Genomic DNA, 13,284 nt, shown 5'->3' with positions numbered 1-13,284 from the left:
TCGTCACAATCACTATACCAAACCGAAGCGGTGTTTTTCTATTTTAGCAAGAGGTCAATCATTATCCTGGTTCTGCTATATGTATCAAGGATTTAAGACTAATTTCGCTCTGCGAAGTTTGAGTAATGAACAATAAAAAGTTCGCGTAAGATGAAAATTGGAGGGATATTTTTGTTTATTCAGAAATGGAAAAAGATCATGCTTGTTACAGTAATCACTGGAATGGCGGCAGCATTCCCAATGTCAGCTTTCGCAGCGACTCAATCAACAACGGCACACAAAGCTGTACATACCTCTAATTCAACCCACACGGTGCAATCACAAAAGAAAGATTTGGAAAGTCAGCTCGCAAATATTCAAAAATCGATCGAAAACACGAAAAAGTTATTAGAGAAAGCGAAGAAGGACAAAGATCACAAAAAAATAACAAAATATGAAAATAGACTTAAAACTTTAGAAGCGACAGAAAAGAAGATTAAAACTAAGCTAAAAGAGCTAAAATAAGTTTCGTACTTAATTCCGATCTCTTTTTACAAGTAATATGATTCTCGACTAAGCTGTATAAAGGTGGGAAATTCTTGAAAAAGAAAGAGCTTGTAATTGGACTTTCTTGCTTGATTTTGTTGGTGTTGATAGGAGTTTATGTCGTCAGTTCCTATAAATGGATGAAGGGCGTCATTTCGGATGATAATGAAAGCTTAGAAGGAAGCTTCGTTGTGTTGATGTTTGATGCGAACAATAAACCTACTAAGTATTGGGTGCTTCAAAATGAGACGTTAGACATGTCGAAAGGACTCGTTTCGTTTGACGAGCTGGACGGACAAACCATTCATTTGCATGGCAATGTCATGATTAAAGAGTTTGATGATGACAAACAGTTGGAAACAATTAAAAAAGATTATGGTTTAAAATAAGGTGTAAATCACAGAACGTCTATGCGTCGTATGCATAGGCTTTTTTTGTTTGGAGGTGGAGTGATTATGGCTAGCCGCAGGCCGCGGGCTGGGTCTTTGGTGCTTGAATAGCGGTTTAAAGCAATCCCCTTACGCGAAAATGATGGAATAAGTACAAAAAAACGCTTTGAAATGTCCATTGCCCTAGTCCGTTAAATTATCTATAATAAACCCGAATGTAATTGAGAATCAATCTCAATAATATAACGTTGGACTAGGAGGATACCGATGCTTCGTCGTTTTTTTGCTTATTACCTTCCGCATAGAAATCTGTTTATTCTGGATTTCTCTTGTGCGATTTTGGCTGCTTTTCTGGAATTAGCGTTTCCTCTGGCTGTCAACAGGGTCATTGACGATCTGCTCCCTAGCGGCAACTGGAAGTGGATATTGATAGCTTGCCTTGGCTTGCTCGGCATTTATATCGTCAGCGCCGCTTTGCATTATGTTGTTACGTACTGGGGGCATATGCTGGGTATCAACATAGAGTCTGATATGCGGAAGAAACTTTTCGACCGGGTTCAGAAGTTGTCATTTCGTTATTTCGACAATAACAAAACGGGTCATTTGGTATCCCGAATGACGAATGATTTGATGGATATCGGGGAAATAGCTCACCATGGACCTGAGGATTTATTTATCGCGATCATGACGCTTGTCGGCGCTTTCGGTATTATGCTGAGCATCAACTGGCAGCTTGCTGTCATGACATTCATCATTGTCCCTCTTATGATTTATTTATCCTTGTATTTCAGCGGCAAGATGTCCGCTGCCTTCAAGCGCATGTTCGCTGATATTGCAGACTACAACGCGCGGGTAGAAAACAACGTTAGCGGAATCCGTGTCGTTCAAGCATTCGCGAATGAGAAATATGAAATCGACCGCTTCGCTGACAACAATAATCGTTTTCGTCTTACGAAGCTTGTTGCCTATCGAATTATGGCATTGAATTCGTCGCTTAGTTTTATTTTGATGAAAGGCATTTCGTTGTTTGTGCTCGTTTGTGGGACGTGGTTTGTTATACAAAATCGCATGACGTATGGAGAGTTTATTGCCTTCCTTATGCTGTCCAACGTGTTTCTGAGCCCTATTCAGCAAATTAATTCTGTCATTGAAACGTATCCCAAAGGAATTGCCGGATTCAAAAGGTACCTCGAGCTATTGGAAACCGCACCTGATGTAAATGATGCGCCGGATGCTCGTAATGTGAAGCATGTCGTAGGGGAGATTCGCTACAGCGGCGTTGTCTTCGGCTATGAAAATAAGCAAAAGATTCTACAAGGGATCAACTTGTCTATTCACGCTGGGGAAACGGTCGCGCTCGTCGGTCCTTCCGGTGCAGGAAAGACGACACTGTGCTCGCTGCTGCCGCGTTTTTATGATATAGATGAAGGCTCTATTACGATTGACGGCATCGATATTCGCCAAATGACGTTGGAATCGCTGCGTTCGCATATCGGCATTGTACAGCAGGATGTGTTTCTATTCGATGGTACGATCCGAGAGAATATCGCTTACGGCAAGCTGAAGGCTTCCGAATCGGAGATTTGGCAGGCCGCGCAGAGAGCACAGCTAGAGGAACTGATACTGTCGTTGCCAGAGGGACTGGATACGCTGATTGGAGAACGGGGAGTGAAGCTTTCTGGCGGACAGAAACAGCGGCTTTCCATAGCGCGGATGTTTCTCAAGAATCCGCCGATCCTCATCTTGGATGAAGCGACTTCCGCTTTGGACACCGCAACGGAAGCCGCGATTCAACTCGCACTTGCAGAACTTTCGCAAGGACGTACGACACTTGTAATTGCCCACCGGCTGGCAACGATTAAAAATGCGGATCGCATTATCGTCGTAGCCGAACAAGGGATTATCGAACAAGGCAGGCATGAGGAGCTCATAGCGGCCAAAGGGCTATACAATCGTCTGCATGAGGCTCAGTTCCGCAGCTAGGAGGATTGCACCAGTAGTTGGGGCAAAATTTCTAGCAGCTTTTCCCTGGTCAAAGCATCGCTATAATTCCATTGCTCCGCTTCGACCATATGAACGTGTCCGTTCTTGACTGCAGGGAGACTTCGCCAGAGAGCGGTGCTCATCATTTCTTCCACGGTTTGTCGGGCATTTCCTTCTGCTGGAAGCAGCATAAATATTCGATCGCCAGCATACTCAGGTAGGTTGGCAGGAGAAATTTCGGCAAATCCTTGCCCCGCATTCAATACCTCAGAAATTTTATCTACGGGTTGAAATCCGCATGGGTGGTAGAGTGCGGATGAAAGCCCTGACGTTCCCATGACGAACCATCGCTTTCCATGGCCAGTTATGAATACGGAGGCCGTTTCTTGCGGCTTTATGTAAACCCGAAGCTGCTGCCACATGGCGGCTGCTTTGACATGGTAGTCCTCCAACCATTGTTCTGCCTCGCGTTTTCTGCCTAACCAATTGCCAAGCGTTTGCAGTCGCTCAGTGAGTGGCGCGAAGGAGTTGAATGTGACAGTAGGTGCAATTCTTGAGACTTGGCTGTACTGTCTTTCATCGGCGCTCGCAAAAATGATTAGATCAGGCTTTAGTTTCATCGTTTTATCCAAACTGATGGGGAAGCCTACATCTTGAACGTTGTGGGTCAGCTGCTCAAATAAAGCATGTTTGTCGGATAAGAATCCACTTCCGACGGCTTTAACGCCAAGAGCGAGAAGGTCTCCAAACGTTTCTCCATAATAAATTATCCGCTGGGGCTGTGCCGGAATTTCGACCTCGTGGCCCGTCCAGTCTCTCACGAGAGTGCTGCGACTCATGGTTCGGGCATATTGCTTGGGAGTCACGCCAGAAATCTGACGAAAGCGGCGGTTGAAGTAGTATTCATCGGTAAAACCAACCTGGCTGGCAATTTCCCGCAAAGGTTCCTTGGAATTCAGCAGCAATTGTTTGGAATGGTTAATACGTACTTCGGTTAAAAAGTGAAGAGGTTTTTTGCCGGTCAATTCCTGGAAGATAGATGTATACCTCCATTGCGAGATATTCGCTAATTGAGCAAGCTGCTTGACCGTAATATTATGCATATAATTGTTGCGCAAATATTGAATGGTATACTCCACAGCCTGTGTCAAACTTGTGGAGTGTTCGAAATGGAGGTTGTGTTCGAGCAGGAAGCCCATCAACTCCTGAAAGCGCATCTGTCTCTGAAACCATTCGAGGTCGTCTTCTTTTATTTGCTCCATATGCAGACTTTCTACGAGTCGAATCAAACGGGAAAAAGGGAAGGACAGGATCTCCTCTCGGCCGGGGAAGATTTCCCCCGTATACGTATGAGGATGTTTATTCGTCATTTGAATGACCACGAATGAAATTCGGTAGAGTTGTATCGCGTTGTCGTAGCCATTTTCAATCTGAAATGAAGTACCAGGCGCAATCGAATAACATTTGTCAGGTGCTATCAGGAAAATATTCTCGTTTAAGCGCAAGGTGCCTTTGCCATATTTAAAAACCAGAAGTGTATGGAAGGAGGTTGATTGTTGCCCAGAGTTCCAACCGACCGATTGTTCAATCCGTTCGACATCGGATAGTTGAAATAGCAAGGAGCGAAGGGGAGCCTCATTCTGTTTCTGAAGAACCATATCGATCATCCTACTTTCTAATTGAAAAACATTCTCAATGAATTTCATTGTATACAAATTAAAGAAGCTTTTCAACAAAGTTGAGAAGCTCCCAGTTATTTTATATCTTTCAACCGCATTGAACACGCGACTATTTATTTATCATCTTAGGAAGTTCCTGCAACAACCACTCTCTTGTGATCGCATCGCTTCCTGATTGCAAAATAGGGAGTGTATACACGTGGTTATTCTTAACGGCGCTCAAATTTCTCCAAATACTGCTGTTGATCATGGCATCCGTTGATCTTTTGGCTTCCTCATCGGTAGGGGTAAGGATGAAGATTCGATCACCGGCAAATTCCGGTAAAAGTTCCAGGGAGATTTGTTTGAAACCACTTTTTTCATCTAGCACACTTTGAATCGGAGGCGTAGGCTTAAAGTTGCCCGAATGGTACAGCACTTGGGATAGTCCTGCACGCGCCATCACAAACAAACGGTCACCGGGGTAGTAAGTGAAGACAGATGCTGTTTCGCCTGGTTTCACTCCAGCTGCTTGAAGTTCTTTGATCATGGTTTGCACTTTGACTTTGTAGTTCGCCAGCCATTGATCTGCTTGAGCTTTCTTGCCAATGATTTCCCCTAACAGAGGTATCCGTTCTTCCAAGGAAGCAAAAGTATCAAACATGACGGTAGGTGCGATTTTGGAGAGCTGCTCATAGGCCTTCTCATCCGTATTTGCCACTATGATTAGGTCCGGATTCAAATTCAGTGATTTTTCAAAATTGATTGGAAAGCCAATATCTTCGATGCCATTCAATTGCTTTTCGTAGACCGTTCCCTTCGTTGCTGATATATCGGTGCCAATCACCTTGACGTTCAGGGCCAACAAATCGCTGAATGTCTCTCCTGAGAAAATAATGCGTTGTGGAGCAAGGGGAATATCTACCTGGTGGCCCTTGTAATCCATATACTTGTGTGTGGTCGCTTGTTGATTCGAGTTTCCAGAATTGCTGCAAGCAGTCATGCTAGCTCCTATCAATGCGATAAAGGTAAAGGCAAGGAATACTTTTCTTGTTGGTTTCATTGTGTTTTTCATCGAGTTTTTCATTAAGTTTGTTCCTCCAGATGGGATATGTCCAAATTAGTAATGATAATCATTATCAGTAATATCCATCTTAGAGGATTCATTGTCCACACTCAATGGACAAAATCTACGCTTAGTTTCTTTTTTACACAAAAAACCATGCCGGCCAACAACCAAAAAATAGATGATGTGTTGAGATTACTAGTTATTTGATTGGTGGAAGCTTGCAGAAGTTGCACACCTACCCACTGAAATCGACAGAATTCGACGAATCGTTATATGAGCTATGCATAAGGAGTGAATCACGATGTCGAATAATTACAAACGCTTCATTCAAAATCAATTCGAAAAAGCAAAGTCTACCGCTTCTGAATTCATCTCTTCAAGAAGTGAAGAACAAGAAGATGGCATTATAGAACTCAATCCGCAATATTATGTTGAGCTGCAAGCAATCGCCGATAGGCAGCATACGACCGTACAAGCAATCGTTAATGGAATCATTGTCCAATACCTGGCAAGCGCCCCATACGAATCGGCACCCATTTCAGTGGATCAAAAGGAAGACAATCCGCTTCTGTATTTGGATGGCATTTGCAAATTAGAGGATTAAGGAGTGCTGATAGATGGATAACCACTTGAATATTCAGGATGCTATTTTTCTGGATGAAACAGCTTTGGCCGCTTTAATGAACCCAGAAGATCCCCGCTACATCAAAGCCCGTTCCCTGTTTCTGGATTTGCATGATCTTGAACGTAATTACGTGACGACCAACTCGATTATATTTGAACTTCATCAATGGCTGCGCAATGAATACAGCTATCAGAAGGCGGAATATTTTCTGAATGCAATTGATAAAGCAGTGAGCAAAGGCAAGCTGGCGCTCATCTCCAGCGGTCCCGAATTTGAGGGGGAATCGCGCAGACTGCTTATGGACAGGCCCGAGCTCCGGTTCTCGCTCAGCGAAGCATTCACGGCTGTGACCATGTCCTATTATCAGGTAAAACGGATATTTACTTTCAACCGCAATTTCATGATGCTTGCCAATCTGGATAGGGATATTCGAATTATTCCGTCCAATTAGAGGCCTTTAAACAGTCGTCAACCATGAGACAATGAAAGCCATGCACTAAAAAGAGAAAAGGGTGTCCCAGAAGCCATGAATTTGGCGAGGGACACCTTTTTATTTCCCCTTTAACTCCTTTGTTAAGAAGCGGAGCTGGCTGCTATGGCTAAAGCATAGTTCTAAGAGTGGCTGCGCCACTGCGAGGGTGACTGACCCATGTACTTTTTGAATACTGTGGCAAAATGCTGGCTTGTCTTATAACCTAGATCCATCGCAACTGTTGTGATGCTGACCTCTTGCTGACGAAGCATCTGACATGCAAGATCCATCCGTACCCGATCGATATAATTAGCAGGAGACTGCCCATGCAAATCATGGAACAATCGGTAGAAATGGGATTCGCTTACGCCAATCTGATCTGCGAGCACTTTATTGTTCCATCTCGCATCTGGCGCTGCTTGGATGTCATCTGTTAATTTATTTATGGCCTCATGGAGATCCAATGGAATTTGACGACTAGAGGACGGATTCATGATTTGCAAAATAATATCGAGTACATAGTGACGTACACGACAGGATGCCAGTGACTCTTTATGCTCAATAATATGTCTTAGTTTGTTGAAGGGTTCACGAACACGACTATCGACAAATACGATTCTTGGTAGATGAAGCAGTTGATTATGAATCTCCATACGATCTTCATCTTGTAAATTTAGCCAACCGGTGTGCTCTGAGGGATCCGCAATAATCATCCACCAGATGCTGGAGGGCTCGATGAAATTAAAGCGTGCACGATGCCATTCACCAGGCTGGGTGTAGAAGAACTGTCCCGCGTGCGAATGGAATAAGCGGCCGTCTACCTCCCATGTGACCTTTCCGCTGTCCACGAATACAAACTCGTACGAACGTTCATGCTGATGGACGATTAAAGGAGAAGCTTCATGAAAGCGGTCATAGCCTAGCATGATCAATTCAGGTACTCGGGATAGCTGATCTGACTCGGGGAATTTATAGACCCAACGCGCTGTTTCAGTCTTTTTTTTGGGCATAATCACGTTCCTTATTGTTTCTAATAATCCTTGTGTTTCTAATCCTATTTGATAGGTTTTGGAAAGTCAATCCTCACCTTGCGTTCTACAATGAGGGTAGTAAGTTACTTTAACCAAGAGAAGATGAGGTGTACAAAATGGGAGTAAATTCTTATAACATTACTGCAGCGGACAAAGAGAGGTTTGATCAAGACGGTTATTGGATTAGTCCGAAATTGCTTGATGACGAGACGATTGAGCGACTTCGCGGTGCTCATGAGCGCATTTGGAAGAAAGATTATGACGGGGCTGGTATGCCGTTACATGACTTCAAGCTTCCCGACAATCCATTTGCTCTTCGTAAATTCGATAATGGTTGGTGGATAAACGATGAAGTTCATAGTGTCGTCACAGATATGAATTTAGGCAAAATGGCTGCGGAGCTGCTGAACGAGGATGAGATTCGTTTATGGCATGATCAAGTGATTTATAAGCCGGGTACTTCAGGTCAAGAAACAAATGCAGGGAATGTAGGCTGGCATCAGGATTACGGCTATTGGCGCGCAAGCAGCACACTGAATATGATAACGGTTTGGATTGCCTTGCAAGACACGGACCTGAATAATGGCGGCATGATGACAATCTTAGGATCTCATAAGTGGGGCTCAATCGAGGGAAGTGATACTTTTTTTGAACAGGATATGACGAAGCTGAAGCAGCGTTTTGCTACGCGAGAGTGGGTAGAGGAACCTTGCATTTTAAAAGCTGGTCAAGCTAGCTTCCATCATGCCCTTACGTTCCATGGCTCGTCAACGAATTTGACAGATCAGCCTCGGTTATCTGTCGTTGCCCATCTAATGCCAGGAGATGCCTCATACAAAGAGGGCAGAGCACGTCATGATAATGTTAGATTGCTTGGGCCACGTCCACAATTCGGTCAGAAGTTCGATAATGAGTTCTTCCCGTTACTGTATTCCAAATAATTGATCGATAATTGAACAAGCAATGCTAAAAGGCTGCCGACAGCATAGAACGGCAGCCTTTTAGCGCAACACTATTTATTTAGCTAAGAGCAACAAGTTTTCATAGAGCCAACTGTCTTTACACAGGGTCATTATTTAAACCAAATGAAACAACGTTTCTCTAGACCCACATGAAGAGTGACTGGTAGTATAAGAAAGCACAGAAGGGGTTGAGAGGAGAACTGAGGTAGAAATGGAACAACAGATGAGATATGATAATTTGAAATTGGGCGAACGCGGCGCAATAGTTAGCATAATAGCTTATATTTGTTTATCATCAATTAAATTAATAATTGGCTATGTATCAGGCTCAGAAGCCTTAAAGGCCGATGGATTAAATAATGCTACAGACATCGTTGCATCTATTGCCGTATTAATTGGATTGAAGATCGCTCAAAAACCAGCGGACCAAGATCATCCTTACGGTCATTGGAAGTCTGAGACAATAGCTTCGCTCGTGGCCTCTTTTATTATGATGGCCGTTGGTTTACAAGTACTAGTCGAGGCTGCTATTTCAATGTTTCAAAGTAGAGAACAAGCACCTGATCTCATATCGGCTTGGGCAGGAGTTTTTTGTGCAATTGTCATGTATGGTGTTTATCGTTACAATAAAAAACTTGCGCTGAAAATCAATAGCCAATCTGTCATGGCGGCTGCCAAAGACAATTTTTCGGATGCCTTGGTGAGTATTGGAACAGTAGTTGGAATAATTGGCGCTCAATTAAGTATGCCTTGGCTAGACCCGCTCACTGCGATCATAGTAGGCATTATTATTTGTAAAACGGCATGGGATATTTTTCGGGAGGCTTCACATCACTTATCTGATGGGTTTGATGAAGGAATTATCGAATCGTACAAAGATACCGTAATGAGTATAGAGGGCGTAGAAGATGTGAAGGAAATTAGAGCCAGAAATTATGGCAGTAATGCTGTGGTTGACGTTATTTTGCTCATTCAGTCTGATTTGGAGTTTCAAGAAGCCCATGAAATTGCGACAAGGGTGGAAGATGAGTTGAAAAGAAAGTCCAATGTCTATGAAGTTCATGTTCATTATGAACCTGGTGGGTAGTCTTAGGCGGTATGGAAACTTTGGCATAAATCGAGGGGGGTAGCGATGCTTGGGAAATGTATAGGAAAGGGCTCAAGTTGCGAAGTGTATGAGTGGGGTGGAGAAGACAAGGTGGTCAAGCTGTTTCATACGAACACGCCATCGGAAGCCGTTCAACTCGAGTATCGGAATAGTTCCGCGGCTTGGAAGAGCGGCTTGCAAGTCGCTCGGCCGTTCGAACAACTTAATTGGGAGGGGCGGCCCGGAATTATTTTCGAGAAGATAGTCGGGGAAACGTTCTTGGATCGAATATTTGAAGGGTTATATTCGTTCAAGAAAATTGATTTCGGTGAAGCAGACAGCGAACTTCGACTATTTGCGAGAGTTCTGAATGACATACATAAGGCAAACCTCATCGAAATCGATACGGATCAAAAAGACCATTTAAAAGCAATTATTGGCCGCCCTCCACTGTTTACCAATGATGAGATATCAGCCATTCATGCTTATATTGACCGTTTGCCTGGCAAACGACAGCTTTGTCATGGTGATACGAATCCCAATAACTTGATACTGCGAGAAGGCAGCCCGGTTATGATCGACTGGATGCATGCCGCAGTGGGCAACCCGGCAGCGGATGTTGCGGAGGTTTGCGTAATGATTGAGTATGCGGTCTTGCCACCGGAAACTCCTGCTTCCGTCGATAAGTTCTTTCAAGAATGGCGGCAAGTGGCCTACCATGTCTTCATCGATGAGTATTGCAGGTTGTCTGGTGTGACAGAGGAAGAAATAAAATTATGGTACGTTCCATGCGCGGCACGTTCTATCGCATCAGGCGCTTTATCGGATGAACAGATTGCCAAACTTGCTGCTATGATTCGTCATAAGCTATGTAAAGAAGATCCCGTACAGGATCTCCCTTGTTAGTCAATTAAATAGCGACAAATCTAATAATTTGAAGAAGGAAAAGTCTTCTAAGAACGACTATTCCTCTGAAATTCATGAATCTGATGGTAATGAAAGTACGACCTCGGAAAACAACACGACCGTTAAAAACGGTTGTAGTACCATTGGCATTTCGGTAAACAATGCCATAGAAGTGATTAAGTAGTAGGGCCATTTTCTATCACTCCTTTCCTGCTGTGATGCTATAGGATATGCTAGAGTTTCTTGTTTGCGAGGGCTGATTTAATAGATTATTAAAAAAACCATCTTGCGACTAATCATCGTAGGGTGGTTTTTTTAACACCTAGAATTTATATGTTTTGGGTTTGGGATGAGCGAAACTTACCTTTTATTTATTGGCTTCACCACAGGCTCTTTGCTTTGGAGGTTTTCGGTCTTAAAGGGTAGCTAATGAACTGTACGATGCTTATTGATGAAAAAATGGCTGCTTTGGAGATTTAATGAACGGAGTTGGCGCTACCCGGCACTTTATTGGCCGAATGGTGATCATTTGCTTGAAATAGAGTATCTGGCATTCATTAGATTTTCAGAGTGAGCGATTTTGTCCAAATAAAGGGTATTGAGTTCGTTAGGGAGCTGGGTTTTCCTCAAGGTTCATTGACTGTGTGACTTAGCGTGCAGGCTAAGTTTTTCTTGTGAAGGGTGCCCCGACCTTAAGGTGGTGCCCTATTGGTGCAAGGGACGTTTTTGCACGACGTGTTAATGCGGAGAAACGGAAGAGTGGAGCCCGGATATTGTCTGAGGACGTAATTCAAGTCAACCATCGACAGGTTATCTTTACAATCGACGAAGGTCTAAGAGACATGGAGACATGCTTTTGGGGTGGGTGGTTGGGGTGAGTGAAGCTTGCCCAGAATGTAAATGTTGGAGATTGACGCCAGTCTCCAGGCTTGGGTTGTAGGCGGCCCCATCATGATGGAGGGGTTCGATGCGATCAGATGAGATGAGATGATGATCATGAGATGAGATGAGATGAGATGAGATGAGATGAGATGAGATGTGACGAGAACAAGGTAGCTGTGAACATACTTATTTGTTCGAATAGCAACTGGTTTGGAGATATAAACAAGCGATTTGGCAGAATGAGATCCGCTAGCTTAACTACCGCGCGGAGCTAAGGGAAAGTCAAGCCGCGATACTACCAAAATGTGTCAGGATAGCGAGCTTGAGGGAACTACAGTACGCTATAATTCAGAAAACCGCCATATTCCAAGCCAGAGGGAACTACGATCCGCTATTTCACCATTTCCCGGTTGGAATCGGCAGATTCCGCTTAAATAGCGGATCTCAGTTCCCTTTCATGCTAGGTTTACCCCAGTTCCCGCCATTTAGCGGATCATAGTTCCTTTTCACACGACGCGCTCTCTGTCATTGCAAAGCCCAAAGGGAACTAGGATCCGCTAGATTGCTAAAACCGCTATAAAGACACTCATCTCTCAGAGTGGCAAAGCTGCCTTTCTTATCCGATTGTAAATCTTAGATTGACGTAACTGCTTAAACCCCCTATACTGACCATGATTCTCATTCTCACAACACATGGATGTAATCCCAAAGAAGGTCACACTAAATATGCTAAAAAAGAAACAAATGATTCGTTTTATAGCGATCCTTCTGGTCGTTTGTTCGATAATCTTAACATGGCGATGGTTTGACTCGAAGGAGTGGCTAAGCGATGTGGAACTGCTATTCCATCAACCTAACTGGCTGGCTTTCATGCTTATCGTCTACCTAGCTTCCTTTCTCTTCAAAACGGCAGCTTGGCGGATATACGCAGGTCAAGAGGTTAAATTCGCGGTGTATTTTCACGCCATAAGCTACAGTTTGCTCGTGAACCATATCCTTCCGATCAAGGTGGGAGATGGCGTTCGTACAGGCATATTTATGAAATATGGCGGGAAGTCATGGGAGGAGGCAGTTCATTCCGTTGCAGTTATGCGTCTGCTCGATATGCTTATATTGGCTGGCATTGGGGGAATCGGCATAGTCCGTATGGGATTACCTTCATCATGGATTTGGGTGACTCTTCTGGCGTGCAGCACGGTGATGCTGGCAACTGCTCATTACTTGCCTGTGATTCGAAAATTTCCTTTTGTGGTCAAACACTCGGCTTATTTTCAGCTGAAAATGCTCTCGGGCAAAGGGCTTGTCATCCTAGGGTTAATCACGCTAAGTTGGGTGTTGGAAGCGGGAGTTATCTTCGCTGTGGTCCAAATGATTGGTTTACAGCTGGGGAGCATGGCACTCGTTTGGGCCAATAGCATGACGATTGCTGGACAAATTTTTCATATTACGCCAGGGGGTATTGGTACCTATGAAAGCACAATGAGCGGATCGCTCGCCCTGCTGGGCATCGATGGGAAAGACGCCTATAGGGCAGCACTTTTGTCACATACGTTCAAATTTCTATTTGCCTATTCGTTGGGCGGCTACTCCCTACTGCGGATGCCTTTACATTGGCGAGAAATGAAAACCTGGATTCGTCGAGTTACAGGTCAAACGAAGTCACGATCACATAGCAAAGTTCGGAAGGAAGATTAA

12 protein-coding genes and 1 pseudogene are annotated in these 13,284 nt (G+C 44.0%); 10 read left to right on the top strand and 3 right to left on the bottom strand.

From position 1 onward, the window contains the following. Window positions 1-171 precede the first annotated feature (171 nt). From IEY34_RS26625 to IEY34_RS26615, 3 genes are all read left to right on the top strand, one after another. Window positions 172-504 (top strand): hypothetical protein, encoded by a 333-nt coding sequence (locus tag IEY34_RS26625; RefSeq protein WP_189017502.1) that lies wholly within the window; start codon window positions 172-174, stop codon window positions 502-504. Between the two features lie 74 nt (window positions 505-578). Beyond that, window positions 579-914: a hypothetical protein gene (locus IEY34_RS26620; RefSeq protein ID WP_189017499.1), complete on the top strand. Its 336-nt coding sequence runs from the start codon at window positions 579-581 to the stop codon at window positions 912-914. Between the two features lie 267 nt (window positions 915-1,181). Beyond that, the gene (locus IEY34_RS26615) at window positions 1,182-2,897 is read left to right on the top strand and encodes an ABC transporter ATP-binding protein (protein ID WP_189017497.1); all 1,716 of its coding nucleotides are present in this window, start codon (window positions 1,182-1,184) and stop codon (window positions 2,895-2,897) included. On the opposite strand, the gene IEY34_RS26610 is transcribed toward IEY34_RS26615, so the two are convergent. Next, window positions 2,894-4,555 carry an AraC family transcriptional regulator gene (locus IEY34_RS26610; RefSeq protein WP_189017494.1) on the bottom strand — a complete coding sequence of 554 codons (1,662 nt, stop codon included), beginning with the start codon at window positions 4,553-4,555 and terminating at the stop codon, window positions 2,894-2,896. The two genes, IEY34_RS26615 and IEY34_RS26610, sit on opposite strands and share 4 nt — an antisense overlap. A 130-nt stretch (window positions 4,556-4,685) precedes the next feature. Continuing rightward, complete coding sequence (locus tag IEY34_RS26605; protein WP_229757853.1) at window positions 4,686-5,642, bottom strand: ABC transporter substrate-binding protein; 957 nt, start codon at window positions 5,640-5,642, stop codon at window positions 4,686-4,688. A gap of 283 nt (window positions 5,643-5,925) precedes the next feature. On the opposite strand from IEY34_RS26605, the gene IEY34_RS26600 reads away from it, so the two are divergent. Next, window positions 5,926-6,228, top strand: a complete 303-nt coding sequence (locus tag IEY34_RS26600; RefSeq protein ID WP_189017491.1) for a hypothetical protein — start codon at window positions 5,926-5,928, stop codon at window positions 6,226-6,228. A 13-nt stretch (window positions 6,229-6,241) separates the two neighbouring features. Continuing rightward, entirely contained in the window at window positions 6,242-6,700 is a 459-nt protein-coding gene (locus IEY34_RS26595) for a type II toxin-antitoxin system VapC family toxin (RefSeq protein ID WP_189017488.1), read from the top strand. A gap of 161 nt (window positions 6,701-6,861) precedes the next feature. Here the strand turns inward: IEY34_RS26595 and IEY34_RS26590 are convergent, their stop codons facing one another. Continuing rightward, the gene (locus IEY34_RS26590) at window positions 6,862-7,731 is read right to left on the bottom strand and encodes a helix-turn-helix transcriptional regulator (RefSeq protein ID WP_189017485.1); all 870 of its coding nucleotides are present in this window, start codon (window positions 7,729-7,731) and stop codon (window positions 6,862-6,864) included. Window positions 7,732-7,868: 137 nt separating this feature from the next. Between IEY34_RS26590 and IEY34_RS26585 the strand changes: the two genes are divergently transcribed. The 5 genes and pseudogenes from IEY34_RS26585 to IEY34_RS26570 all read left to right on the top strand — a co-directional run bounded on the left by IEY34_RS26585 (window position 7,869) and on the right by IEY34_RS26570 (window position 13,284). After that, a complete protein-coding gene (locus IEY34_RS26585) occupies window positions 7,869-8,693 on the top strand; it encodes a phytanoyl-CoA dioxygenase family protein (protein WP_189017482.1) in 825 nt (274 codons plus the stop codon). Between the two features lie 232 nt (window positions 8,694-8,925). Then, on the top strand, window positions 8,926-9,801 hold the full coding sequence (locus IEY34_RS26580; protein ID WP_189017479.1) for a cation diffusion facilitator family transporter: 876 nt from the start codon (window positions 8,926-8,928) through the stop codon (window positions 9,799-9,801). Window positions 9,802-9,846: 45 nt separating this feature from the next. Beyond that, entirely contained in the window at window positions 9,847-10,707 is an 861-nt protein-coding gene (locus tag IEY34_RS26575; protein WP_189017476.1) for a phosphotransferase family protein, read from the top strand. Window positions 10,708-11,374: 667 nt separating this feature from the next. Then, window positions 11,375-11,552, top strand: a pseudogene (locus IEY34_RS38175) (transposase zinc-binding domain-containing protein); the annotation flags it as partial. A gap of 763 nt (window positions 11,553-12,315) precedes the next feature. Then, window positions 12,316-13,284: a lysylphosphatidylglycerol synthase transmembrane domain-containing protein gene (locus IEY34_RS26570; RefSeq protein ID WP_189017473.1), complete on the top strand. Its 969-nt coding sequence runs from the start codon at window positions 12,316-12,318 to the stop codon at window positions 13,282-13,284.

Origin of the sequence: Paenibacillus marchantiophytorum, from assembly GCF_014640555.1 — a bacterium.
In the GTDB taxonomy this organism is placed as follows: Bacteria; Bacillota; Bacilli; order Paenibacillales; family NBRC-103111; genus Paenibacillus_E; species Paenibacillus_E marchantiophytorum.
Note: the sequence above shows the minus strand (reverse complement) of the source record. Positions and strands in the feature narration are given on the sequence as shown.